The sequence below is a fragment of the Rhodococcus sp. 105337 genome, from assembly GCF_012844225.1.
Lineage (GTDB): Bacteria > Actinomycetota > Actinomycetes > Mycobacteriales > Mycobacteriaceae > Rhodococcus.
Window position 1 is genome coordinate 292,633 of sequence record NZ_JABAGQ010000001.1, and the last position, 24,898, is coordinate 317,530.

22 protein-coding genes and 1 pseudogene are annotated in these 24,898 nt (G+C 65.3%); 1 reads left to right on the plus strand and 22 read right to left on the minus strand.

The genetic code is table 11. The features are described from left to right. Positions 1–19: 19 nt before the first annotated feature. The 9 genes from HF886_RS01465 to HF886_RS01505 all read right to left on the minus strand — a co-directional run bounded on the left by HF886_RS01465 (position 20) and on the right by HF886_RS01505 (position 10,192). Complete coding sequence (locus tag HF886_RS01465) at positions 20–514, minus strand: (2Fe-2S)-binding protein (protein ID WP_169651332.1); 495 nt, start codon at positions 512–514, stop codon at positions 20–22. After that, positions 511–2,832, minus strand: coding sequence for a xanthine dehydrogenase family protein molybdopterin-binding subunit (locus HF886_RS01470; RefSeq protein ID WP_346765270.1), 2,322 nt, complete (start codon positions 2,830–2,832; stop codon positions 511–513). Before HF886_RS01470 ends, HF886_RS01465 begins: the two co-directional genes overlap by 4 nt. A gap of 56 nt (positions 2,833–2,888) precedes the next feature. Beyond that, positions 2,889–3,740, minus strand: coding sequence for an FAD binding domain-containing protein (locus tag HF886_RS01475; RefSeq protein ID WP_169651334.1), 852 nt, complete (start codon positions 3,738–3,740; stop codon positions 2,889–2,891). Then, positions 3,740–5,101 (minus strand): MFS transporter, encoded by a 1,362-nt coding sequence (locus HF886_RS01480; RefSeq protein ID WP_346765271.1) that lies wholly within the window; start codon positions 5,099–5,101, stop codon positions 3,740–3,742. The genes HF886_RS01475 and HF886_RS01480 overlap by 1 nt, the downstream gene beginning before the upstream one ends. Positions 5,102–5,193: 92 nt before the next feature. After that, positions 5,194–6,453, minus strand: a complete 1,260-nt coding sequence (locus tag HF886_RS01485; RefSeq protein WP_169651336.1) for an FAD-dependent monooxygenase — start codon at positions 6,451–6,453, stop codon at positions 5,194–5,196. 1 nt (position 6,454) lies between these two features. Next, complete coding sequence (locus HF886_RS01490; protein ID WP_169651337.1) at positions 6,455–7,486, minus strand: hypothetical protein; 1,032 nt, start codon at positions 7,484–7,486, stop codon at positions 6,455–6,457. A gap of 1 nt (position 7,487) precedes the next feature. After that, positions 7,488–8,363 (minus strand): carbon-nitrogen hydrolase family protein, encoded by an 876-nt coding sequence (locus HF886_RS01495; protein WP_169651338.1) that lies wholly within the window; start codon positions 8,361–8,363, stop codon positions 7,488–7,490. Then, a complete protein-coding gene (locus tag HF886_RS01500) occupies positions 8,360–8,992 on the minus strand; it encodes a flavin reductase family protein (protein WP_169651339.1) in 633 nt (210 codons plus the stop codon). Before HF886_RS01500 ends, HF886_RS01495 begins: the two co-directional genes overlap by 4 nt. A 165-nt stretch (positions 8,993–9,157) precedes the next feature. Then, a complete protein-coding gene (locus HF886_RS01505; RefSeq protein ID WP_169651340.1) occupies positions 9,158–10,192 on the minus strand; it encodes a formamidase in 1,035 nt (344 codons plus the stop codon). Between the two features lie 132 nt (positions 10,193–10,324). On the opposite strand from HF886_RS01505, the gene HF886_RS01510 reads away from it, so the two are divergent. Next, positions 10,325–11,317, plus strand: a complete 993-nt coding sequence (locus HF886_RS01510) for a substrate-binding domain-containing protein (RefSeq protein WP_169651341.1) — start codon at positions 10,325–10,327, stop codon at positions 11,315–11,317. A gap of 15 nt (positions 11,318–11,332) precedes the next feature. Here HF886_RS01510 and HF886_RS01515 read toward each other — a convergent pair whose 3' ends face one another. From HF886_RS01515 to HF886_RS01575, 13 genes and pseudogenes are all read right to left on the minus strand, one after another. After that, complete coding sequence (locus tag HF886_RS01515; RefSeq protein WP_169651578.1) at positions 11,333–12,523, minus strand: acetate kinase; 1,191 nt, start codon at positions 12,521–12,523, stop codon at positions 11,333–11,335. Positions 12,524–12,537: 14 nt separating this feature from the next. Next, complete coding sequence (gene pta / locus HF886_RS01520) at positions 12,538–14,622, minus strand: phosphate acetyltransferase (protein ID WP_169651342.1); 2,085 nt, start codon at positions 14,620–14,622, stop codon at positions 12,538–12,540. Between the two features lie 68 nt (positions 14,623–14,690). Then, positions 14,691–15,704 carry a glucose-6-phosphate dehydrogenase (coenzyme-F420) gene (fgd, locus tag HF886_RS01525; RefSeq protein WP_169651343.1) on the minus strand — a complete coding sequence of 338 codons (1,014 nt, stop codon included), beginning with the start codon at positions 15,702–15,704 and terminating at the stop codon, positions 14,691–14,693. Between the two features lie 100 nt (positions 15,705–15,804). Continuing rightward, entirely contained in the window at positions 15,805–16,953 is a 1,149-nt protein-coding gene (locus HF886_RS01530; RefSeq protein WP_169651344.1) for an LLM class flavin-dependent oxidoreductase, read from the minus strand. Next, positions 16,950–17,720 (minus strand): DUF1684 domain-containing protein, encoded by a 771-nt coding sequence (locus HF886_RS01535; protein WP_169651345.1) that lies wholly within the window; start codon positions 17,718–17,720, stop codon positions 16,950–16,952. The genes HF886_RS01530 and HF886_RS01535 overlap by 4 nt, the downstream gene beginning before the upstream one ends. Next, the gene (locus tag HF886_RS01540; RefSeq protein WP_169651346.1) at positions 17,717–19,087 is read right to left on the minus strand and encodes an NtaA/DmoA family FMN-dependent monooxygenase; all 1,371 of its coding nucleotides are present in this window, start codon (positions 19,085–19,087) and stop codon (positions 17,717–17,719) included. Before HF886_RS01540 ends, HF886_RS01535 begins: the two co-directional genes overlap by 4 nt. A 13-nt stretch (positions 19,088–19,100) precedes the next feature. Continuing rightward, positions 19,101–20,207: an LLM class flavin-dependent oxidoreductase gene (locus tag HF886_RS01545; RefSeq protein ID WP_169651347.1), complete on the minus strand. Its 1,107-nt coding sequence runs from the start codon at positions 20,205–20,207 to the stop codon at positions 19,101–19,103. After that, positions 20,197–20,337, minus strand: a pseudogene (locus HF886_RS21320) (hypothetical protein); the annotation flags it as partial. The gene HF886_RS01545 and the pseudogene HF886_RS21320, both read right to left, overlap by 11 nt. A 113-nt stretch (positions 20,338–20,450) precedes the next feature. Continuing rightward, positions 20,451–20,957 carry a GNAT family N-acetyltransferase gene (locus tag HF886_RS01555; RefSeq protein ID WP_169651348.1) on the minus strand — a complete coding sequence of 169 codons (507 nt, stop codon included), beginning with the start codon at positions 20,955–20,957 and terminating at the stop codon, positions 20,451–20,453. Next, positions 20,954–22,087 (minus strand): FAD-dependent oxidoreductase, encoded by a 1,134-nt coding sequence (locus HF886_RS01560; RefSeq protein WP_169651349.1) that lies wholly within the window; start codon positions 22,085–22,087, stop codon positions 20,954–20,956. Before HF886_RS01560 ends, HF886_RS01555 begins: the two co-directional genes overlap by 4 nt. A gap of 22 nt (positions 22,088–22,109) precedes the next feature. Next, positions 22,110–23,078, minus strand: a complete 969-nt coding sequence (locus HF886_RS01565) for an ABC transporter substrate-binding protein (RefSeq protein WP_169651350.1) — start codon at positions 23,076–23,078, stop codon at positions 22,110–22,112. Between the two features lie 57 nt (positions 23,079–23,135). Continuing rightward, on the minus strand, positions 23,136–23,918 hold the full coding sequence (locus HF886_RS01570; protein ID WP_169651351.1) for an amino acid ABC transporter ATP-binding protein: 783 nt from the start codon (positions 23,916–23,918) through the stop codon (positions 23,136–23,138). Next, positions 23,915–24,886 (minus strand): amino acid ABC transporter permease, encoded by a 972-nt coding sequence (locus HF886_RS01575; RefSeq protein ID WP_169651352.1) that lies wholly within the window; start codon positions 24,884–24,886, stop codon positions 23,915–23,917. The genes HF886_RS01570 and HF886_RS01575 overlap by 4 nt, the downstream gene beginning before the upstream one ends. Positions 24,887–24,898 lie beyond the last annotated feature (12 nt).

Genomic DNA, 24,898 nt, shown 5'->3' on the forward strand with positions numbered 1-24,898 from the left:
TCTCCGTTCGGGTCTGACGTCAGGGCTTCAGGCAACCGGCGCAGCGACGCTGCTCGGCACAGGCATCGATCGCCTCGACGATGGTTTGATATCCGGTGCAACGGCAGTAGTTCGACGCGACCACCTCGCGGATTTCGTCCTTGGTGGCGTCCGGATTCTCGGCGAGATAGCCCTCGGCGAGCATCAGAAAGCCCGGTGTACAGAACCCGCACTGCAAACCGTGGTGGTCGGCGAACGCCTGTTGCAGGTCGGTCAGTATCCCGTCGCTGCCCAGCGACTCCACTGTGCGGACCTCGGAATTCTCTACCTGCGCAGCGAAGGTGAGGCACGCGCGGGCGGGCTTGCCGTCGATCAGGACTGTGCACGCGCCGCATACACCGTGCTCACATCCCACGTGCGTACCGGTCAGCCGCAGATCGTGTCTCAGCACGTCCACCAGCGTGCGGCGCGGTTCAGTGATCACCTCGTGATGCACACCGTTGACGGTCAATTCGAGCAGTTGCTTGCTGGTCATGCGATTCCCTTCGCCAAAGCGTGCTGAACGGCTACAGGTGTGATGGGCGTGTTGTTCAGTTCCACACCCGTGCTCCGCAAGCCGTCATTGACGGCATTGAGGACTGCGGCAGGTGCACCGATCGTCCCTCCCTCACCGGCACCCTTGGCACCGGATTCGGTGAACAGACAGGGGGTTTCGAGATGGTGGATCCCGACCTCCGGTATCTCACAGGCTGTCGGTACCTTGTAGTCGATAAAGCTCGCGCACAACGGGTTCCCGTTGTCGTCGTACGAGACCTGCTCGAACAACGCACCCGCTATGCCCTGGGCGATCCCGCCACGGCACTGTCCTTCGACGACTTTCGGGTTGATGGCGACCCCGCAGTCCTCCACGCAGAAGTACCTGAGAATCTCCACTTTTCCGGTGCCCTCGTGCAGTTCCACCACGACACCGTGCGTCGCGTTGGAGAACGTTCCGTCGTTGAACACGTCGAAACTTGCAGTTGCGGACAATCCGGGATCGACGCCTTTGGGCAGCAACTGCGCGCGGAGATAGGCCACGTCCGCGATCTCCCGATAACTGACGAACTTCGAGTGGTCGTCGATCTGCCGGACGCGACCGGGGGCGAGTTCCACATTATCGCTGCGGGTCTCCAGCAGGTGCGCCGCGATGTCGCACAGTTTCCGGCCGAGTTTATCTGCCGCGACGGACACGGCGCTCCCGCCGATCGTGATCGAGCGCGAAGCGAACGAGCCGAACCCGTAGGTGATCCGGTCGGTATCGCCTTGCACGATCTTGACCTGCTCTACCTGGACACGGAGACGATCTGCGACGATCTGCGCCATCGTGGTCTCGTGACTCTGGCCATGGTTCATCGTGCCCGTGGTGGCTGACACTGTCCCGGAGACATCCATGCGGACCTCCGAGATGTCGAATCCGGGCACGACTTTCATCTTCCGTGCTGCGAATGCCGTGCTTCCATAACCAGTACGTTCACTGAAACACGAGTAGCCGATCCCGACGTGCCGGCCTTCCGCTTCCGCGCGTTCCCTGAACTCGTACCAGCCTTCGTCGCGAAGGACTTTCTCACACTCGTCGAGCGCCTCCAGGTAGGAGCCGGGGTCGTAGGTCACGTTGTTGATCCCCGTGTACGGGAACGCCGTGATCACGTTGCGACGCCTGATCTCCACCGCGTCGAGACCCAACTCCCGGGCAGCTCTCTCGAACAGCCGCTCCATGACCATCACATACTGGGGCCGGCTCACTCCGCGGTACGGCGCAGTGGGGGTCTTGTTGCTGAAGATCGACCGTCCCCGGACGCGGTAGGCAGGCACCTGGTACACACCGGGCATTTCGGCTGCGGCCATCAGCGGTTCGATGCCGGCGGTGAACGGGTAGCAGGAGTACGCACCCATGTCACAGATGACGTCGGCGTCGAGCCCGAGAATGTGCCCCTCCGCATCGAACGCCGCCCGCACGTCGTACTGCTGTTCACGCGCCAGGAACGACGCGGTCAGGGCGTCCTTGCGGTCCTCGATCCACTTCACAGGGCGCCGAAGTTTCAATGCCGCTGCTGCCACAGCGATTTCCTCGCGCCCCACCACACATTTCTGTCCGAAGCCCCCTCCCATGTCCGGAACGATCACGCGGACCTGCTGCTCCTGGAGGCCGAGACAGTGAGCTGTGACGGTGCGTACCTGGTGAGGTATCTGGGTGCAGATGTAGATGATCAACTGTTCGTCGCGATCATCCCAATGGGCGATGCATCCCCTGGTTTCGAGGGGAAGGGCGTTCTGCCTACCGGTACGTGACTGCACCGATACGACCGTGTGCGCGGCATCGAAGATCTCGTCGATGCCCTCGGTGGCGAACATCTGCACGTCGACGACCGTGTTGTTCACTGCTTCGTCGTGGACCAACGGAACGCCGGCCGAGAGGGCTTGGTCCGCGGACGTGATCGCGGTGACGGTCTCGTATGCCACGCGGGCTGCTTCGAGTCCGTCCTCGACCGTATAGGCGTCGTCGGCGACGACCAGAGCCAGAGGTTCACCGACGTACCGCACCCGGTCGCTGCTCAGAATCGGCATGTCGGTGGGAACGAACTCCTCGAGCGGCCGACTCAGCTCGGCCCGGATCGGTTTCAATGCGAGATCGGACGCGGTGAACACTGCACGCACACCGTCGACGTCGAGGACATCCGACACGTCGAGCGCGGTCACCGAACCCGCAGCCACCGTGCTGCGGACGAACTGGGCGTGCAGCAGGCCGGGCATGGAGATGTCGTCCACGAACCGGCCGCGGCCGGTGAGCAACCGCGGGTCTTCTCGACGTGCCACGGATCTTCCTACGAACTTCCCCGGGGTGCCCTCCCCATGGCTGGGTGCAACAGTCGTCATGACGAAACTCCTTGGGAGACCCGTGCGTCTCCGCACGCTCGGGCCACCAGCGTGCGGACGAGGGTGCGGCGATAATCGGCGGTGTACGCGCCGTCGTCCTCGAGTTCGAGCGCGTCGGCGGCGGCCTCGGCGCAGTCGTCGAACGTGCCGCCGGCGGCCAGTACCCGTTCGGCCTCGGGTGATCGCACCGGCGTGGCCCCGACACCACCCAGTGCGACCCTCCCGCCCACGACCTCGACCCCGCGGAGATCCAGCGAAACGGCGGCTGCGACGATCGCGAAGTCGCCCTGCCGTTCCGCGAACTCCGTTACCGCGGCGTGGGGAGCCGCGTGCGGGAAGACGATCTCGACGATCATCTCGTCGAATGCCAATTCGGTGGAATAGAAACCGAAGAAGAACGAGCCCGCATCGATCGACCTCCGTCCGCGCACGCTTTCGACGACGATCACGGCGTCGAGAAGCACTGCGAGAAGGCACCATTCCGCCGTCGCGTCGGCGTGCGCGATACTCCCGCCCACCGTGCCCCGCGTCCGGATCGGGTAGTGGCCGACCCATCGCATCGCTTCGCCGAGCACAGCGAAGTCCGCATCGAGGCCGCCCGACTCCACTTCGAGATGGGTGGTGAGCGCTCCGATGTGGAGCCCGTCGTCTTCCCTGCGAACGTAACGCAGCGCGTGAAGTGCACCGACGTCGACGAGGTGAGCCGGGCGGGCGAGACGGAAGTTCATCATGGCGACCAGTGACTGACCGCCCGCGATGATCTTCGCGTCCTCACCCAGATCGGAAAGCAACCGGAGTGCGCCCTGTACGTCGCGTGCGCGGTGATAGTCGAATCGTGCGGGCTTCATCAGACCCGGACCTCTCCCCCGACAGCGTCGGGGGTTCCGCCGTCGATCGTGGAATCGTCTACGAGCGTGTCGAGTTCGCGGTTCTTTGTCTCGGGTGCGAAGTACGACATCCAGAGCACGGCGAACACGACGAATGCGGTGACGATGCCGAAGGTCAGCGGCAGGCCGAGGATCGGCCACATCACCGATCCGAACAGCAACGGTGCGAAACCGGTAGCGACACGGCTGACGGACGAGGCGTAGCCGAAGCCGGATGCGCGGATCGTCGTCGGATACAGCTCGGAGACGTAGCAGTACAGCACGGGAATCGTGAGCTGGATGACGAATCCGAAGATGCCGAGCCAGATCAGGGCGACGGACTGCACGTCCAGCATCATCGCGAACAGCACCAGCGCGGCACCGGCGACAGGTCCGGACAACCCGATGACCCATTTACGTCCGAACACCTCGACCAAAAGCGCGGAGGTGAGCACGCCGACGATTCCGACGCCGGTCATCAGTGTCGTGCCGGCGAAGGCCGCAAACTCCCCGTAGCCTTCGGCCCGCAGGATCGAGGGCATCCAACTGAGCGCGGCATAGTAGAGCAGCATGATCGAGACGAACAACATCCATGCGGTGGCCGTGATGCCGGGGCTGTAGGTCCACACGGACTTGAGCTGCGTCCAGCCGGCCCTCAGGCCGCCGGGACCGCGCGATTCGGTTTCCGGAACGATGACGTACTCGACCACCGGCGCACCGGTTCGCTCGACCATGTCGTCGATGACTGCACGAGCCTCGGCCTCGCGGCCGACCTTGGCGAGATAGATCGGTGACTCCGGAATGCCGCGTCGTACCCAGAAGAGCAGCAGTGCGGGCAGAACCATGAACAGCAACATGTATCGCCAGCGCACGTCGCCGTCGATCGGCACGAGGAGCGTAGCGACCACGCCGCACACGGTGGCGCCGATGGGCCACCACACGTCCATAGCCGAGAGGACCTTGCCGCGAATCTTTCGGGGCGAGAACTCGCTGACCAGTGCGTAGTCGACGGGGATACAACCACCGAGGCCGAAGCCGGCGAGGAAGCGGAGCAGAATGAAGACTTCGAAGTTCGGCGAGAAAGCGCCGAGCACCGAGAACAGCGCGAAGATCAGCAGCGTCAGGGAGAAGGCACGCTTGCGGCCCATCCGGTCGGCGAGAGTGCCCCACACCACGGCACCGACCGCCATGCCCACCAGGTTTCCGGTGGCGACCAGGCCCCGCTCGGCGGTGGTCAGATCCCAGTAGGTGCCGAGCAGCGGCGTCAAGAACCCGTTCAGTGCGACATCCCAGGCATCGAACATGTACCCGAGACCGCCGATGATGAAGATTTTCCCTTGCACTCCCCACTTCCAGGGGAGTTCCTGTACTACTTGGTCACCAGTTTTCATCGCAACCCTCCGGCGCGGATATGAGTGCGCTGCATCCGATTTCGCTATCGGACGAACGCGTAGTGGAATTTCTCGTCGTCGCTGTCGTCGAGCGGTGTGCCGCTCCAGAGCCAGTCGTACGAGATATCGGATTCCCCAGAGAACGACGCCAGTGTCGCGTCCCGCAGCTGTTGCTCGGGTCCGTCGGGTAGGTGATAGAAGGTCTTGTTCTGCAGGCTTGCATCCTGCACCATGCGAGCGTGCCGCGCGCGACGAGATACGTAGCGCGCCAACGCTTCATCGATTCCGGCGACGGTTACCCTGCCGAGTTCTTCCGCGAGGACTGCGGCGTCCTCCATGGCTTGCGAGGCGCCCTGGGCCTGGTAGGGCAGCATGGCATGGCACGCGTCGCCCAGGAGGGCGACCCGGCCTTCGACCCATCTCGGATCGGGCCTGCGGTAGTACAGGGCCTGGCACAGCACGTTCTCGTCGGCCTTGGCCATCATCGCGAGCGCGCGGTCGTCCCAGCCGGGGAAGGCCGCCATCAGCTCTTCGGGCCCCACCAGCCTGGGTCCTCCGTCGCGCACCTCGTCGGTGCACGGGACGAGAGCGACGATGTTGAGGTACTCCCCGTCCCTGATCATGTAGTGGACGAGGTGACGGTCGGGGCCGTACCAGATCGTGCTCTGGTAACGGTCCACGAGCCAGCGGGTTGCGGGATCTTTGACGATGCGGTCTCCGGGAACCAGTGCACGGAAGGCCATTTCGCCCGAGAAGACCAGCGTGTCCGGTAGGCCGATGACATCGCGCACGGTCGAGCGGATGCCGTCCGCGCCGATGACCACATCGGCCTCGTATCGTCCGCCGTTCGACGTGACTGCCACCGGGCGCGAGGGATTCGTGCGGTCGACGTCGACCACCTGTGCGTCGGTCACGAACTCCACGATGGGACCGGGGCCCTCGGGATCGAGGCACTTGACATGGATCGCCGAATGCAAATCCGCTCGATGGTAGTGCCAGTACGGCGCGTTGAACTTCTCCTTGCAGTACTCACCGAGCGAGGTGAGCGCGACAACTTTGCCGTTCTCCCATCGGCGTCGCACCTGATCCATGGGCTCGGTCTTGATGGCCTCGAGTTGGCGTCGCATTCCGAGGCCGATGAGAATCCGGCTCGCGTTCGGGGCGGTCTGGATTCCCGCGCCGACTTCGCCCAGTTCGGCCGCCGCTTCCAGGACGGTGACCTGCAGGCCCCGATGACGCAGCGCGAGTGCCGCCGTGAGTCCGCCGAGCCCTCCGCCTGCGATCACTACTTGGATGGGTGCCATGTCAGTTCTCCACCAATCGGCCTTCGGTGACGACATCGATGCCGTCGATGGACACGGTGCACGAGCGCATTCCGATGTCGAGATGCGCGTAGGAGTCACGCCCGAGAACTGGGTGAGGTCCGGTCGACCAGAGGAAGCTCCCGGCGAACGCCCGGGCATCCATGCCCATGATGTCGTCCTTGCCGTACATCGCTGCGGCGAACCAGTCGCCCGACTTCATCAGTCCCCAGCCCATGTGCGAGAGGTACCGGGCCCATTTGTCGTTGGAGTCGGCGAAGAACATGTTCAGCAATGTTGCTTCCGCTCCGCCGGTCACCTCGTCGATGTGGCCGTTCGTCACGGTCAGAGTCGTGGGCTCGCGAACGTATTCCTTGAAGGGCAACAGAATGTCGCCTTCGGACAGGACGATCCGGCCGTTGGAGATCTCGGGCCAGCACAGCACCATGGTGCTGGGCCAGTGATCCCATCGTCCCTTGTCGTCCGCGAAGCCGACCTGGAACTCGGGCTGCGAATTGCGCAGTTCCACTGTGAGATCGGTGCCGGCCTCGTTGGTGATGCGCATGATCGATCCCTGCCGGACCAGATCGACGCCCGCTTGTACGCGCTCCTTGTCGCCTTCCTGGGGCATATTGCGGATCAGCACGTCCGGTGCGTCGCAGACGAAGATGATGCGGGTGCCCGACGCAAGGATCTCCTGCTGGATGGGTGCGTGGATGAACCCCTCGCTCGTGAGGTCGACGACGAGATCGGCTGCCTTGAGCAGGTTCTGCGTCGCCACGCTGTTCATCACGGAGACCAGGCCGGGGCCGGCACCGGTGTGGGTGCTGGGCATCGGCGCGGCGCTACCACCCGGAACGGTCGCCGACAGCACCTGAGCGCCGAGACTCTGGGCGGCACCGAATGCGGCGGCAACATAGTCGCCGCGACTGGCCGGTTCCGCCAGGATCACCACTTGTTCCCCGGGCCGGACCTTGCACAGTTCGAGCTGGCGCGTGAACGCGCGCAGCAGATCGGCTGATCTCAGATCGAACATCTCAGTTCCTCTCCAGTGTCTTCTCGGTGGTGCTCGTGTGCTCGGTTATTCCGCCGAGACGTAGCAGGTCCTGCAGGTACGGGACTTCCCGGCGGGCTTCGGAAAGCGAATTGCGGGCGACGACTGCCGCGACGGCACCGACGCTCTCGTCCAACTCGGCGATGGTGCGGCCGCGCGGGCCGACGATGACGCTGTGCCCCGCGAACCGGGGGCCACCGCCCGTGCGGCCGGTGAGACCGGCCGCGGCGACGACGACACCGTTCTCCAGCGCCCGCGATCGCGTCAGCAGCTTCCACACGTGCAGGCGGGGATGACCGAACGCCGAGGGGACTGCGATGATGTCGGCTCCGCGGCGCGCCAGATCCCGCACCGTTTCGGGAAATCCTGCTTCGTAGCAGATGACCACGCCGATTGTTCCGAACGGTGTGGGCACGAGGAGTCCGCTCTGCGCACCCGGGGTGAACACCGAATTTTCCTGCCCCCAGAGGAATCGCTTGTGCCCGAGGGCGAGCAGTCCGTCCGGACCGACCACGAGGGAACTGTCCGTGACGGTTCCTTCCGGGGTGCGGTGCGGGAGCGCGGTAACGAGGACGGTGCCTGTTTGAGCGGCGAGGTCGGCCAGTGCGTCGGACGTCCTGCCGGGCACCTCTTCGGCGATGGACCGGATGTCGCCCTCGAGGTCGTACCCGGTGGCGAAGAACTCCGGGAGAACGATGATGTCCGAGCCCTCGGCGGCGAGGCGGCGAACGGTTTCGGCCACCATGTCGATGTTGCGTTGCCACTGACCGGAGCGCGATTCCGTCTGCACCACTGCGATATTGATGGTATCCACGTCGGAGGGCGCTTCGGGTGCGTCCAGCTTGCCCGCCGCGGTCACTGCGCGACCCTGTTCATGCTCGTTGTGTAGAACGGCCCGGCGAGACGGCCGAGAAAGGGGTGTTCCAGGGTATCCACGTGCAGGCTCTCCGACAGTAGACCCGGCCGGGACGTGACGGTCGTGACGGTCCCGAGTACGAGGGTGTCGGTGCCGAGGTCTATTTCGCGGAGCAGTTCGCACTCCAGCGAGATGAGCGATTCGAGTACCGATGGTGCCGAAACGGAGTGTGACGGGATCGGTGTCGCGCCCGAGAGGGTGAACTCGTCGACGTCCGGTTCGACGGTGGCGAACGATGCGGTGACGGCTTCCACTGTGTCGGCGGCGGGGATGTTGACGACGAAATTGCCGGTCTCGCGGACGTTGACCAGGGTGTCCTTCGGCTCGCCCGGTGACCCGATGCGTTCGCCGATGGAGATCACCAGGGTCGCGGGGTTTCGTGAGGCGACGGTGAAGAAGCTGAACGGTGCGAGATTCCGAGTCCCGTCGGCGGAGACGGTAGAGACCCACGCGATCGGCCGGGGTTGCACCGCGCACGACAGCAACTTGTACACGTCGCCTTCGGTCATGGCACCGATGTCGTAGCGGGCCCGATCCGCGACCGATGCGCGGTCACCGCTCTGGGATGTCATACGTGAAGCCTCTCCGTCGAGATGCGCAATTGGTTGTGCAACCGATTGCGTCAGTCGAAAGATAGATGCAGCCCGGACTAATTGTCGAGGCTTCATCCCAGAATCCGGAAGCTTTCACATTGCCGTTACGTGCGCGTCACATTCCGCGCCCGGACGCCCGGCCCTTCACCGAATGCCGAATCCGATCCGGGCGGTGTCCACGCCGGATCCCGCCGGGCGGGGCGGCCCGTAACCTTCGCTCGTTCCGTCGACGATCTGCACGGCGTCTTCCCACGGGACCCGATAGCGGCCGGCCACGAGGTCACTCATGTAGGTGTAAGGGCAATCCGTCGCCCCGCCTGCGAGAGCGGTGTATCCACGGTGGCCCAGCTGGTAGATGTTGTTCTCCACGCCCCACTCCCGTCGTGCAGCATCCGCCCGCGCAGGCTCGATGGTCGCGGTGACGACACGGTCGGGAGTGGAGTCACCGCGCTCGACGATCGTTCCCTCGAAGTCGCAGACCATCGCCTCACCCATCGAGGGGATGCCGTTACCGTCGTGTCCCGCGAGACACACCGACGCGGTGTACGCAAGGTTCTGGAAGGCATTGGCTTCGTTGGTGATCCGCCAGGACTGCTTCAGAGGGAACTTGTACCCCGCGGTCCGCAGCAAGACGTTGGCTCCTCGGTAACTCGCCTCGCGCGCAACCTCGGGAAACATACCGTCGTGACAGATCAGCAGCGACAGCACCGAACCCTTCGGTCCCCGGCACACCGGCACACCGATGTCGCCGGGCTCCCACGGCTCCTTCGGGGTCCACGGATGCAGTTTTCGCACGTAAAGCGCGATTTCACCGTCGCTGTCGACGATGATCCCCGAGTTGAACGGCGCGCCGTTCGGATTGCTCTCCATCACGCTGAAGCATCCCCATACCGCGGCCTCCTTGCAGGCGAGGCGCAACCGCTCGACCTGGGGACCGTCCAGGTCGCACATGAGTTCGTCCCGGGCCCATCCGGATTTCCGGAGGCCGTGCAGCGAGTACTCGGGAAACACGACGAGGTCGAGGGCGGAGAACCCTTCCTTGGCGTCGCGCAGTGCCGCGACCACCCGATCGGTGGCTGCGTCGACGTCGGCCATTGTTTCGACCAGCGGAACCTGCTGCTGCACCAGGCCCAAAGTCAGGGAAGATGGGGACGGATTGAGGCCTCCGAGACCGGTCATGTGTACTCCTTTGCCGGCGCAACGTGTTGCGCAATCGATTGCACGCGGTGCTAGCTTAGGGGCCGAGCAAGATCACGGCAGCACTGGCGATCGGCGGAGGGAACGACCGTGGTGAAAAGGACGTCGGGAAACGTGACGTTGAAAACGGTCGCCGAAGCTGCGGGCGTACACGTTTCGACGGTTTCTCGTGCGTTGCGGCGCGTGGCAGCAGGTCCCGGGTCCGCGACCGAAAGCGACCTCCGATTGTCCCGTCTCGCTCAGGAGCTGGGGTACGTACCCAACCCCAACGCAGCAAGCCTGACGACGAAGAAGTCGACGGCGTTCGGTGTCCTCGTCCCTCACCTCACCGACATCGTCCTCTCCGCCATGTACGACGCGATCGAAGACACCGCCAACCGGGCAGGGTACGAAACCTTCGTCGCGAACACCCATGACGATGCTGCCCGGCAACGCCGACGGATCGATCTGCTCCTCGGACGCAACGTCGACGGCCTCATCTTCGGAGACGCTCGGCTCGACAGCGCAAACCTGGACGAACTCTCCCGGCGCGGAGTGGCTTTCGTTCTCGTCAGCCGAAGATATCCCGGAGCGCTGTCGGCGACGTGTGACGACCACCTCGGCGGCCGTCTCGTCGGGGAGCACCTCGCCCGCCTCGGTCATACCCGGGTAGGGATCATCTCCGGACCGAGGTGGGCCAGCACAGGCATCGATCGACTGGAAGGTTGTATTGCGGCACTGAACGATGCCGGAATCGACGTGCCGGCCCCCTACGTGCGCGAAGAGGGATTCGATCCTGCTGCGGGAAGGCGCGGAGCCGAAGCGTTGCTCTCGTTACCCGAGCCACCGACCGCGATCTTCGCCGCGAACGACTTCAGCGCGATCGGCGTGCTCGGAGTCCTGCGGGAGCGCTCGCTCCACCCGGGACAGGACATCGCAGTCGTCGGCTACAACGACATCTCCATCTGCAGCGAACTGACCGTACCTCTCACGACAGTGCACAGTCCCCATCGGGAGATCGGCATGCGCGCGGCCGAGATGCTGCTCGCAGTCACCCACGGATTACCGGCGTCGTCGGTTGCATTGACTCCTCGGCTCGTCGTTCGGCAATCCACCGTCCCCGCCTAGCCGGTGTACCGGCCGCTACGCGAATTCCGCAGCGGCGCGGGCGATCGCGAGTTCCTCGTTCGTGGGGATGACCAAGACCTCGACCTCCGACTCGTCTGCGGAGATCCGCCGCTCCCCCTTACCGGGGGCTGCGTTGCGTTCGAGGTCGACGACGATGCCGAGCCGTTCCAGGCCCGCGAGCGCGTCACGCCGGACATCGACATTGTTCTCGCCTACGCCGGCGGTGAAGATGATCTGATCGGCGCCACCCAACTCGAAGACGTACGCACCGATGTACTTCCGCAACCGGTGCACATAGACGTCGTACGCGATCTTCGCGTCTTCGTCGCCTTCGTCGATGAGGTTCAACAGCGCGCGGAAGTCGTTGACACCGGAGAGACCGCGGAGTCCGGAGCGCCGGTTGAGCAGGTCGTCGATCGCGTCGACCTTCATTCCCGCGACCCGATTGAGGTGCATGACGACGCCGGCGTCGATATCGCCCGTTCGCGTACCCATGACGAGGCCCTCGAGAGGAGTCAGCCCCATCGACGTATCGATGGGACGGCCACCTTCGATGGCCGACGCGGATGCGCCGTTGCCGAGATGCAGCACGATCTGGTTCAGTTCGGCCTGGTCGCGACCGGTGAACGCTGCCGCGCGCTGTGAGACGTATTCGTGCGACGTCCCGTGGAATCCGTATCTCCGGATGTCGTGCTCGCGAGCGATGTTTCGCTCGAGTGCGTACGTTGCGGCTGCCGCGGGCAGCGCGTGGAAGAACGCGGTGTCGAAGACCGCGACGTGCGGGATGTCGGGCAGTTCCTCGCGCGCGACCTCCATCCCGATGGCGTTCGCCGGATTGTGCAGGGGCGCGAGGATGGACAACTCGGCCACGGCCTTCACCACGTCGTCGTCGACGAGGGCAGGTTCGTGGAACACTGTGCCGCCGTGAACAACCCGATGCCCGACGGCTGCGATACCGGCTTCCTGCAGCGGCCTGCCCAGCGTCTCGAGCATGTCCAGCACCGTGCGTAAGCCGGCCCGATGGTCGCGGATCTCGCCCACCCGCTCCTCGGTTCCGGTGGTGTGGTGGAAGATGATCCGCCCCTCCGGCTCGCCGATGCGCTCGATGAGTCCGTGCGCTACAGCTTCACCGCTTTCGGGGTGAATGAGCTGGAACTTGATCGACGACGAACCCGAATTGAGTACCAATACGGTCCCCTCGGTCAACGAGGTGGATGTGCTCACGATTCTTCTCCCTGCGCCTGAATTGCCGTGATCGCGATGGTGTTGACGATGTCCTGGACCAACGCCCCGCGCGACAGATCGTTGACCGGCTTGTTCAGCCCCTGCAGCACCGGCCCGATCGCGACGGCTCCGGCACTGCGTTGCACCGCCTTGTAGGTGTTGTTGCCGGTATTGAGGTCGGGGAAGATGAACACCGTGGCTCGCCCGGCTACCTCCGAATCGGGAAGCTTCGCGCTCGCGACGGTCGGTTCGATCGCCGCGTCGTACTGGATCGGCCCTTCCACCGCGAGGTCCGGGCGGCGCTCCCGGACGAGGGCCGTGGCGGTGCGCACCTTGTCGACATCCGCGCCCGAACCCGATTCTCCGGTCGAATACGACAGCATTGCGATACGTGGTTCGATTCCGAATTTCGCCGCCGTCGCCGACGACGAGATGGCGATGTCCGCAAGCTGGTCGGCGGTGGGCGCGGGTACGACCGCACAGTCGCCGTACGCGAGGACCCGGTCGGACAGGCACATCAGGAAGATGCTCGACACCGTCGACACTCCGGGCTCGGTCTTGATGATCTCGAACGACGGGCGGATGGTGTGCGCGGTGGTGTGCGCGGCGCCGGACACCATTCCGTGGGCCAGTCCGAAATGCACCATCATCGTTCCGAAATACGAGACGTCCCGCATGATTTCGGTCGCGCGGTCGAGAGTCATGCCCTTGTGCTGACGAAGCTTGTGGTACTCCTCGGCGAAGCGTTCGCCGAGTTCGGATGTGCGCGGATCGATAATCTGTGCACCGGAAATGTCCACTCCGAGCTGGGCAGCGCGCTGCCGGACCGCGGGCTCGTCACCGAGAATCGTGAGATCCGCGATGTGCCGTTGCAGTACCCGCCCCGCAGCCCGCAGGATGCGGTCGTCCTCGCCTTCGGGAAGCACGATGTGCCGTGGTGCACTGCGGGCACGGTCGATGAGCTGATACTCGAACATCTGCGGAGTGGTGACCGACAGCCGGGGCAGCCGCAACCGTTCCAGCAGCGCGGCAGTGTCGACGTGCTGTTCGACGAGAGCGAGCGCGGTGTCGATCTTGCGCTGCGCGCCGAGCGCCATGCGTCCTCGGGTGCGGTCCGCTGCCGAAGCGGTATCGAAGGTTCCGAGGTCGGTGGTGAGGATCGGCAGATTCGAGCCGAGACCGGACAGGAGCTGGGCGATGGCGGGGTGCGGAAGCAGTCCGCCGTTCATGATGATGCCCGACAGCGTCGGAAAGCCATCTGCCGCATTGGCGTTGACGAGCGTCAGGATGACGTCCGAGCGGTCCGCCGGTGCGATGACGACGACACCCTCAGTGATGCGTTCGAGAATGCGTTCGGCGGTCATGCCGCCGACCATGATGCGTAGTGCTTCCCGCTGCAGCAGGTCGGGGTCGCCGCTGTAGAGCTTGCCGCCGATCGCGGTCTGCAGTTCGGCGACGGTCGGTGCGTTGAGAATCGGCACTTCCGGCAGGGTCCATACCGGTTCCTTCCGGCCGCCGAGTGCGGCAGCGACCTCCTCGAGCGCCTCGGGTGGACACCGGTTCACGACGATGGCGCTCAGGTGCGCGTGGTGGAACGCCAGTTCGCTCGCGCACAGGTCGGCGAGGTGGGCGATCTCCTCGGGGGTGCGGCGCGCGCCGCGGAGCACCAACAGCACGGGCGCGTCGAGGTTGGCGGCGATGCGTGCGTTGTAGGCGAGTTCGCTGGGGTTGGCGATTTCGGTGAAGTCGCTGCCGACAACCACCACGGCGTCGCACCGGTCGGCGACGGCGTGGTACTTGGTCACGATGTCGCCGAGCGCCGCCTCGGGGTCGGCGTGCACTTCGTCGTAGGTCACGCCGACGCAGTCGTCGTAGCTGAGATCCGCGGTGGTGCGCTCGAGCAGCAGTTCCAGGATGTGGTCGGTGTCGCTGTCGGATCGAGCGATGGGCCGGAAGACGCCGACACGGGCGGTGGAAGCACACAACGTCTGCAGCAAGCCCAGGGCCACCGTCGACTTCCCGGTGTCGCCTTCCGGGGCTGCGATGTAGATGCTCGATACGGAATCTTCAGCAGCACTCATGGTTGCCACCCTAGTGCGGGGTGTCCCCGGAGAGAGGACACCCCGCGTCTACTCGCGTGGGAAACCGGTCAGGCGAGTGCGCGCAACCGCGGCGCCAAATCCCGCTCGAACAACTCCAAAAACCGCTTCTGATCATGACCCGGCGCATGAAACACCAGATGATTCAACCCCGCATCCACATACGCCCGCACCAACTCCACCGCCTCATCCGGATCCGACGCCACAATCCACCGCTTCGCGACCTGCTCGATCGGCAACGCATCCGCCGCCGCCTCCATCTCCATCGGATCATCGATGCTGTGCTTCTGCTCCGGCGTCAACGACAACGGCGCCCAGAACCGCGTGTTCTCCAACGCCAACTCCGGATCGGTGTCGTACGAAATCTTGATCTCGATCATCTTGTCGATCCCCGCGACATCACGCCCGGCCTTCGCCGCACCCTCCGCCACCGCCGGCAACAACTTCTCCGTATACAACTCCATGCCCTTACCCGACGTACAGATGAACCCATCCCCCGCCCGGCCCGCATACCGCGCGACCACCGGACCACCCGCCGCGACATACACCGGAACCCCACCCTCGGGCACGTCGTAGATCGACGCCCCCTTCGTCGAATAGAACTCCCCCTCGAAATCCACCCGATCTCCCAGCCACAACTGCCGCATCAACGCCACCGACTCACGAAGACGCGCGAACCGCTCCTTGAACTCCGGCCACTGCCCGGCATACCCGGTGGCGATCTCGTTGAGTGCTTCACCGGTCCCCACACCCAGAAACACCCGCCCCGGATACAGACACCCCATCGTCGCGAACGCCTGCGCGATCACCGCCGGGTTGTACCGGAACGTCGGAGTCAGCACCGACGTCCCCAACTGCAACCGCTCGGTCCGCTCGCCCACCGCGGTCATCCACGCCAGCGAGAACGGGGCATGCCCACCGTTGTGCCGCCACGGCTGGAAATGATCCGACACCGTCGCCGAATCCATCCCGTGCGCCTCGGCGAGCACCCCGAGTTCGACCAGCTCACGCGGCCCGAACTGCTCCGCCGACGCCTTGTATCCCAGCTTCAGTTCCTGTGCCACCGAAATCCTCCGACCGTCGTAGTGCAACTTCCCCCGAGTATGCCCCTCTGGTCGAGACCGGTGTGGCGCCCGAAACTCCCCCGTGGAAACCGGATGCCGGTCAAGCGGCGCGCAATTTCCGCAACCCCCATTCGCGCGCCAGCAGTTCGTACGAGCGCAACCGGTCCTCGTGCTTGTGCGTCACCGACGTCACCACCAGTTCGTCGGCGCCGGTCACCCGCCGCAACGAGTCGAGGCGATCGGCGACCACATCCGGCGACCCGACGAACTGGGTGATCAGCCGATCGTCGACGACAGCGCGTTGGTCGTCGGTCAGGGGCGGCGCACTGGTGGGATCGGGATACGGCACGGCGCCGTGCCCGCTCCGGATGCTGTGGGTCCAGTGCCCGTAGGTCGAGGCCAGCTCCCGAGCGGTCGCGTCGTCTTCGGCGACGACCGCATCGGCGGACACCACGACGTACGGTTCCGACAGAACCGCCGAAGGCTGGAACGCTGCCCGGTATGCGTCGACCGCGTCGACCGTGGTGCCCGGACTCACGTGGTAGTTGGCTCCGAACGGCAGCCCGAGCCGGCCCGCCAGGTCCGCCGACGGCCCCGCACTCGAACCGAAGAGCCACACTTGAAGGTCGGCGTTCTCGCCGGGGGTGGCGTGCAGGTCCGTTCCGTCCGGTGCGGTGAACGTGCCCTGGAGGAACGCGAGGATGTCGCCGACCTGGCTGTCGAATTCCGGAGCCTGCGCTCCCGGTTGCTGCAGTACCCCGAAGCTCGCGGCCAGTCGCGACGAGGACAGCAGTGCCGCAGGCGAGAAGGGCGGCGGGATGACGAGTCCGTCCCGGACTTCGACCGGACGGGACACCGGTTCGGGTGCTGCGGACGCAGCGGCGGCGAGCGCTTCGGCCCGTCGCTGTCCCGACCTGCCCAGTCCCAGATCGATCCGTCCCGGATACAGAGCGTCGAGCGTCCCGAACGCCTCGACGATCCCGACGGCGGTGTTGTGGCCGAGTTGCACGGCGGCAGCCCCGACCCGGATCGTCTCTGTCGCAGCAGCTATGGCGCCGATCAGCACGACCGGCGACGACGACGCGACAGCCACGAAGTGATGCTCGGCGACCCAGTACCGACGGTAGCCCCATGCCTCCGCGTGACGCGCCAGATCGATGCTGTTGCGCAGCGCCTGCGCAGCGGTCGACCCTTCACTGACCGGAGAGAGGTCGAGGATGGACAGGGGCACCGGGTTCGGCGCGCTCATGCCGGTGCCCCGCCGGTACGCGGGTTTCGCTCACCTGCGTCGACTGCGAACGGCAGACGGTTCTCCGGAGGCGCGATCGGGCACGTGGCCGCGTCGGTGAAAGCGCACGGTAGGTTCGCGGCTCGCGTGAAATCCAGTACGACGCTTCCGTTCCCAGTTCGTTCTGCACGGAGAGTCCTCGCAGCCGGATAGGTGGTGACGCCACTGGTGGCGTCGGTGAACAGGATCTGCAGCGGCCCTTCGGCGTCACCGAAGGCGACGAGTTCGTGTTCGGCACCGTCGTGGCGGAAACGGACGACGCCGGCCGCACGGTGGTGGTGTTCGAGTCCGTCGACGACCGCGCCGGTGGTGACGACGCGCTCGTCGGTGAACGGGGTGAACCGTCCTGTCAGTCGCCACGCCGGATCCGGGTGGTACGCCGGGATGTGCGTGAACGACGAGAGGGCGGGAGCCTCGCGGTCGTGGATGCGGATACCGAATCGTCCGGTGCGCTGGATGACCTCGACGAAACCTCGATCGAACTCCACTTCCGCGCCGGGAGCACCTTCGGCGGGTTCGAGCCGTGTGATCTCCCCGTCGAGATCCCGGACCACGGTCGTGCCGGCGACGTGCCAGCGTCCCGGCACCTCCTCGAATCGTGTGGGGGTGCTGTCGAGCCAGTGCAAGGCGGTCAGGCTCAACCAGCCGAGGGGCCGACGGAGGCTTTCGTTGCGCTCGGTGTGCCACTGTTGCCAGTCGGCGACGAACCGGTCGAGTGTCGTGGTCACGATGCACGGACTCCTTCTGCGACGGTGTGCGGGTCGGCCACTCCGAGGTGGCCGCGCAAGGTGGTGGTTTCGTAGTCGGCACGGAAACTGCCGCGCTCTTGGAGAAGTGGCACGACCCGGTCGACGAAGTCGTCCAGTCCTCCGGGTGTCAGGTGCGGGACGAGGATGAAGCCGTCGCTCGCGTCGGTCTGCACATAGAGATCGATCTCGTCGGCGACCTGCTGCGGCGTCCCGACGAACTGCTGGCGTGCGGTGGTCTCGATGACGAGTTCACGGATGCTCAGGTTCTCGGCGTCCGCCTTCGCCTTCCAGGCCCGCGCGACTGCGAGCGGGTCCTTGGCGTGACGCACCCGGCCACGGGTGATGGTGACGTTGTCTTCCGGGTCCACATCGGGCAGCGGGCCGTCGGGGTCGTAGGACGAGAGGTCCTTGCCCCAGATCTGTTCGAGGAACGCCAGGGCGGTCTGCGGACCGACCTGTTGCAGCCGGATGTGCCGGGCGCGTTCCTGCGCGTCTTCGGGCGAGTCTCCGAGTACGAATGTCGCGGCGGGGAGAATCTTCAGGTCGTCGTGGGTCCTGCCGTACTTGGCGAGCCGGCTCTTGACGTCCGTGTAGAACGCGCGCCCTTCCTCGAGGGTGCCGTGTCGGCTGAAGATGGCGTCGGCCCGGGCGGCACCGAATTCGCGGCCCTCGTCGGAGTCCCCGGCCTGCAGCAGTACGGGATGACCCTGCGGGCTGCGCGGAACCTCGAAGCGTCCGGTGATGTCGAACTGGGTGGAATGGATCTCGGCGGGCGTGATCGCCTCGTCGGATGCGAATACTCCACCGGCGCGGTCGATCACCGGGCTCCGGTCACTCCAGCTGTCCCAGAGTGTGCGGACCGCGTCGACCACCTCGTGCGCCCGGACGTATCGCTGAGAGTGATCGAGGTATCCGCCCCGCCGGAAGTTCTCACCCGTGAACGCGTCGGAGGATGTCACGAGATTCCACGCGGCCCGACCGGCGGAGAGGTGATCGAGAGTGGCGAACTGCTTGGCCAGTTCGTACGGCTCGTTGAACGTGGTGTTGATCGTGCCGGCCAGACCCAGGTGGGTGGTGGCGCCGGCCAGCGCCTCGAGCACGGTGAGCGTGTCCGGTCTGCCCACGACGTCGAGGTCGTGGATGCGGCCGCGGTGTTCCCGCAATCGCAATCCTTCGGCGAGGAAGAAGAAGTCGAACTTTCCGCGTTCGGCAGTGCGAGCGAGATCCAGGAACGACGCGAAGTCGATCTGGCTCTTCGAGGCAGGGTCGGCCCAGACGGTCGTGTTGTTGACGCCCGGAAAGTGCGCCCCGAGGTGTACCTGTTTGCGGATCGTGTTGCGGGACACTGGTGTCAGCCCTTCAGTGAGTGGGAGCGAAGCGGTTGGCGGGTCGGACGAGGCCGAGTCGGTCGCGCAGTGTGCCCGCGGCGGGTTCGACGGTCGGCCGCAGCACGGGCAGCACGTCGTCGACGAGGTGATGCACGGTGGACACCAGTGCGAGAGGCCGGAGAACGACGCCGTCCACACCGTGCACCAGCTCGAGCAGGTCCACGAAGCCGGCCGACGTTCCGCGATGGAACACGGTGCCGGGCCGGTATTCCGCACCGGTCCAGCGCTCGAGCTGAGCGAGGTCTGCCGCAGCGTCGTCCTCGCTCGCGGCGAGCAGCAGATCCACGTCGAGAAGGATGTGGACGCGACGGCCGTCCGCGGCGGCGCGCACGCGGTCTGCGAGATCTGCCGCCGCTCGCAGGTCCGCCGCGAGAATCCGTACGAGATCGGCTCGCGCAGCGGCGAAGTCGAAGGAGTGCTCGTCGGTGATCGTGACCGCGACGAGCGGCTGGCCCTGGGGGGACCGCGGCGTGATCGACGGACCTTTGACCGAGAAGTATTCACCCTCGAAATCGATGTAGTGCAGCTTGTCGCGGTCGATGAACCGGCCCGTCTCCACATCCCGTATCTCGGCGTCGTCCTCCCAGCTGTCCCACAGTCGGGAAGCGACCTCGGCGGCCTCGTGGGCTTCCGCCCACAGCGAGCCGTCGTGCTGGGCCTCTTTGCGCCCGAACAGCCGTGCCGGAGTGCCACCCCGGGTCACCGCGACCTCCCATCCCGCGCGGCCGAGTGTGGTGTGGTCGATCGTCTGGATCGCCTTGGCCACGTGGAACGGTTCGGTATGGGTCACGGTCGCGGTGGGGATCAGTCCGATCCGGGACGTAGCGGTGGACAGCCGTGCAGCAACACCGACCGCTTCGAGGCGACCCCGCACGGTGTTCTCGGCGGAGGTGACTCCGAAGTCGTCGGGAAGGAAGGCGAAGTCGACACCCGCCTTGTCGGCACTCCCGACGAGGTCGCTCCAGTACCGCGAGGTGAACAGATCCTCGGCGCGCGAATCATCGCGTCGCCACGACGCGGGATGGAGACCGGTGCCCGCGAATTCGACGGCGAGCAGCAATTCCGAACTATCGGGCATGACGAACCTTCCCTGGGATGGCGTCGAGCAACGTCTTGGTGTACTCGTGCCGTGGGTTGTCGAAAATATCGGTGGTGGTGCCGTATTCGACGACATCGCCGGAACGCATCACCTCGACGGTGTCGCTGATGCTGTTCGTCCAGCACCGCCGTCTCCACACCTCGCGAAGTCGTTCTGCCGGACCGAGCATGTCTCCGGTCACGGGGTCGGGTTGGTGGGTGATCAAGCTCAGCAACAGGAATCTCACGCGGACTCCACCTTTCGGGTCAAGAATTTCTCGAACGGGTGTGGGCCGATCTCCTCGGCGGGGCGGGCCGCGTCGTACAGGGCGGTGTATCCCGCGGCGAGATAGAGACCTACGGCTTCGGGTTGGCGCCACCCCGTCGTGAGATAGATCCGGGCGTACCCGCGCAGCAGCGCTTCGGTTTCCAGTTCTGCGAGGACGATGCGGGCGAGCCCCCGGCGGCGGTGCCGCCGGGAGGTCCAGATGCGTTTGAGTTCTGCCGTGTGCTCGTTGTACCTGCGAAATGCTCCCCCCGCGACCGGTTCTCCGTCCTCGACGACTACCAGCAATGCCCCGTCCGGCGGAGCGAACTCCTCGGCCGGGTGCGTAGTCAACGCCTCGACCTGTTCTTCGAGCGGGCGTTCGTATCGAGTGCTGTATTCCACCGCGAGTTCGGCCAGCAGCGGGGCGGCGAGAGGGTCGTCCTGCGCGACCGCGTGTATCTGCAGGCAGCGGATATCGCTCATCGGGCCACCACACCCACGCGTGCACCGACACGGAACACATCCGGTGAGACGGCGGTTCCGTCGACGAGTCCGGTCACCAGTTCTCCGACTGCGGGTGCGAACTTGAATCCGTGTCCGGAAAACCCTGCGGCGACGGTGACATCGCCGAACCGGTCGATGACGAAGTTGCTGTCGGGTGTCGTGGTGTACAGGCAGGTGTCGGCGACGACGGTGCCGGGGTCGACTCCTGGGAGCCAGGTCACCGCATACTCGACGAGTCGCCGGACTCCGTCCGGATCGGCCGCGAAGGTACGGGTCTCGGGGTCCACTTCAGGCCCGGTACCGTGTTCGCCGATCTTTATTCCGTCGTCCGACCCGAGGCCGTAGATCCCTTCGGTCGCGAGGCCCGCACCCGGATGGTGGACGAAACTGGGCCATTCAACGGGAGCAACAGGAGAAAAATGGGCCGGTTGTTCCTGGGTGGTGCGCAATCGGGGAAGATCCGGGATCGGTGCGATCCCTCCCTCGGCAAGGAGTTGCGACGACCACGCTCCGGCGGCGATCACGACGTGGCCCGTCCGGACCACGCCGATGTCGGTGATCACTTCGACGCAGCCGGCAGTACGGTGCAGTTCCCTCACCGTGGTGCCGAACCGGACGTCGGCGCCCTCGAGCGCGGCCGCCCGATGGAGAGCCATGACTGAACGGTCCGCGTGCAGCCTGCCGGCAGCGGGATGATGCACCACCGTGTTGTCGAATCGGATTCCGGGCCAGCGTTTCCCGGCTGCGGCGGGCTCGAGGACTTCGACATCGATTCCCCGCGCGTCCAGTACCCGAGCGCGGGACAGGACCGTGGCCGGGAAGCCGTGGTCGACCGCGCCGGTAAGGGTGAGCAACTCGTACCCTGTCGCCTCCTCGAGTTGCCGCCACAGGGGCAATGCCGAGGCGGCGAACGCGGTGTAGAACTCCCCGCCGTACGCCTGCCGGTAGATGCGTGAACTTCCGTGCGACGCGCCTCGCCGGTGGCCCTGCTCGAACTGCTCGAGCAGGACGACCGAGCGGCCTCGGGCAGCGAGACGCCACGCGGCACTCGATCCGATGACACCGCCACCGATCACCACTGCGTCGACCCGTGAACTCGCGCGACTCATGTTCTCTCCTTGGGGTTCCGAGTCAGGACGCGGTCTTGGGCAGCCCCGGAGGGTTGATCCGTGAGTCGGACAAGGCCTCGCTGGTGATACCCCATCGCTCGAGGACCCGCGTGTACGTCCCGTTGTCGATGATGTGGTCGAGAGCCTCGTTGATCGCCTGGATCAGCCCGTTGTCCTTCTTCGTCAGTACCGCGATCTCGCCCTGCAGGTCCGCGCCCGCGCCGGAGAATGTCCCTGCCACTTCGGTTTCGCCCGTTTGCAGAGCATGAAAAGCGGAGGTGGGGTTGGGGCCGACGTATGCGTCGATGCGACCGGAGCCGAGTGCGAGGTAGTAGTCGACCGCGTTCTGGTAGTAGAGGATTTCGGCCGGTGCGAGACCTGCCGCGATGTTCTGCTCGTTCCACTCGACGAGCAACGCTTCCTGGTTGGTACCCGAACCGACTCCGATCGTCAGCCCGGCGATGTCCTTCGCGCCGCTGAAGGTGATGCCGCTGTCCTTCTTCACCTCGACAGCGAGGCTGTCGAGGCGGTAGGTCGCGAAGTCGTACTTCTCCTTGCGTTCCTCCGTCACGGTGACGTTGGAGATGAACACATCGGCCTCCCCGGAGTCGACGCGTACGAAGTTCTGCGCCCAGTCGGCGGCGGTCAACTCGATTTCGAGGTCGAGGACGTCCCCGATCAGGTAGGCGAAGTCGGTCTCGGAACCGATGATCGTGGTGTCGTCGTCGGCATAGAAGCGCAATGGTGGAGCGGTGCCGGCGGCGCCGGTCACGATGAGGGTGCCGCGGTCGCGGATCGCCTGCGGAACCTTCGCGGCGATCTCGTCGACCTTGTCGGTTGTGATGCGGTTCTGGTCCGCGGTGAGGTTGTAGCCGGCAGCGGTCGCGGCATCGGCCCGATCGGGGCCCGAACTGCAGGCGGCTGTGCCCAGCACTGCGGCAGCGGTGACGGCGGATGCGAGCAATCTGACACGGCGGGTCGAGGTGAACATTCTTACCTTCCAGGGGTTATCAGAAGTCGGATGAGTGCGGAGCGATGGTCGAGTTGCTCAGAGGACCTTCGACAGGAATGCCTGTGTGCGTTCGTGCCCGGGCCGATCGAGGATGTCCCCGGGAGGCCCCTGCTCGACGATCACGCCGCCATCCATGAACACGACCGTGTCGGCAACCTCCCGTGCGAAGCCGATTTCGTGGGTCACGATCACCAGAGTGGTTCCAGCGCGTGCAAGGTCCCGGATCACTTCGAGCACTTCACCGACCAGTTCGGGGTCGAGTGCGGACGTGGGTTCGTCGAACAGGATGACGGCGGGCCGGAGTGCGAGAGCACGGGCGATCGCCACGCGTTGTTGCTGGCCTCCGGACAGTTGCTTGGGGAAATCGTGGATCTTGTCCCCTACGCCGACCCGAGCGAGCAGTTCGCGCGCGTCTGCCTCCACCTCAGCGCGGTCACGGCGCTGTGCGGACAGCGGTGCCTCGACCACGTTTTCGAGCACGGTCAGGTGCGGGAAAAGGTTGAAACTCTGGAACACGAATCCGATCCTCGACCGCTGGCGCAGGATGTCGCGGGTACGCAGTTCGTGGAGTTTGTTGCCGCGGCGCCGGTAGCCCATGAGTTCACCGTCGATGCGGACGGTGCCGCGGTCCACCTTCTCGAGATGGTTCAACGTCCGCAGCAGCGTGGACTTGCCGGAGCCCGACGGGCCCAGGATCACCGTGACGTCTCCTCGACGGACCTGCAGGTCCACGCCCTCGAGCACGGGGAGTGTTCCGAACGATTTGTATACACCTCGCACGTCGACGACATAGGGGACGTGCTCGTCGCCGGAAGTCATCGGGTCGCTCCCCGGGGTGCGCCGACACCGTTGTCGCGGATCTCCCGGTACTTCGCGGTGGCCTTCTGCCACGGTGTGAGGGGCAGCGCTCGGGCGGAGCCCCGCGCATAGTGCCGCTCCACGTAGTACTGCACGATCGAGAGGAACGTCGTCAAGATGATGTACCAGACGGTCGCGACCATGAGCAGCGGAACGACGCGCCCATTGCGGCCGAAAACGACCTGGACTTGGTAGAACAGTTCGGCGATCGCCATCGTCGAGACGATCGACGTGCCCTTGAACAGGCTGATCACCTCGTTGGCCGCGTTGGGCAGGATCGAACGCATCGCCTGCGGCAGAACAATTCTGAAGAACTGCCGCCCGCGCGGGATACCGAGAGCGTTGGCGGCTTCGACCTGACCGGGGTCCACCGAAATGATGCCGGCACGAATGATTTCCGCAGAGTATGCGGCCTGGTGCAGCGCCAGGCCCAGGACCGCGGCCGTGAATCCGGATATCACGCCCGTGACGTTGAACGAGAAGAAGCCCGGTCCGAAGGGAATTCCGACAGACAAGGTTCGATACAGGTACGCGATGTTGAACCAGAAGAGCAGTTGGACGATCAACGGTATCGACCGGAACGCCCAGATATAGGTCCACGAGACAACTTGAAGCACTGGGTTGTTCGACAATCGTCCCACCGCGAGGAGAGCACCGAGCGCGAACCCCAGAATCGTCCCCCAGAGGGTGAGCTTGATCGTCATCCACAGCGCGGCGAGCACGGATGCCGCGGTGAAGTACTGGGCGAAAGTCGGCCAATCCCAGCCCGGGTTGGTCGCGAGGCCGTGCGCGAACTGCGCAACAACGATCAGTACTGCGGCACTGGTGGCCCAACGCCACGGGTGGCGGGTGGGAGCGACGACGAGATTCGAGTCGTCCAGATGCTCGTGGACCGGGATGGTCGTGCGGAACTCGGCCGGCGCGCTCACGCCGACCCACTG

Coding starts and splice junctions, on each gene's coding strand:
- HF886_RS01465 (WP_169651332.1), bottom strand. CDS start 514: ATGACCAGCAAGCAACTGCTCGAATTGACCGTCAACGGTGTGCATCAC.
- HF886_RS01475 (WP_169651334.1), bottom strand. CDS start 3,740: ATGAAGCCCGCACGATTCGACTATCACCGCGCACGCGACGTACAGGGC.
- HF886_RS01485 (WP_169651336.1), bottom strand. CDS start 6,453: ATGGCACCCATCCAAGTAGTGATCGCAGGCGGAGGGCTCGGCGGACTC.
- HF886_RS01490 (WP_169651337.1), bottom strand. CDS start 7,486: ATGTTCGATCTGAGATCAGCCGATCTGCTGCGCGCGTTCACGCGCCAG.
- HF886_RS01500 (WP_169651339.1), bottom strand. CDS start 8,992: ATGACATCCCAGAGCGGTGACCGCGCATCGGTCGCGGATCGGGCCCGC.
- HF886_RS01505 (WP_169651340.1), bottom strand. CDS start 10,192: ATGACCGGTCTCGGAGGCCTCAATCCGTCCCCATCTTCCCTGACTTTG.
- pta (WP_169651342.1), bottom strand. CDS start 14,622: ATGAGTGCTGCTGAAGATTCCGTATCGAGCATCTACATCGCAGCCCCG.
- HF886_RS01530 (WP_169651344.1), bottom strand. CDS start 16,953: ATGAGCGCGCCGAACCCGGTGCCCCTGTCCATCCTCGACCTCTCTCCG.
- HF886_RS01545 (WP_169651347.1), bottom strand. CDS start 20,207: ATGCCCGATAGTTCGGAATTGCTGCTCGCCGTCGAATTCGCGGGCACC.
- HF886_RS01555 (WP_169651348.1), bottom strand. CDS start 20,957: ATGAGCGATATCCGCTGCCTGCAGATACACGCGGTCGCGCAGGACGAC.
- HF886_RS01560 (WP_169651349.1), bottom strand. CDS start 22,087: ATGAGTCGCGCGAGTTCACGGGTCGACGCAGTGGTGATCGGTGGCGGT.
- HF886_RS01565 (WP_169651350.1), bottom strand. CDS start 23,078: ATGTTCACCTCGACCCGCCGTGTCAGATTGCTCGCATCCGCCGTCACC.
- HF886_RS01570 (WP_169651351.1), bottom strand. CDS start 23,918: ATGACTTCCGGCGACGAGCACGTCCCCTATGTCGTCGACGTGCGAGGT.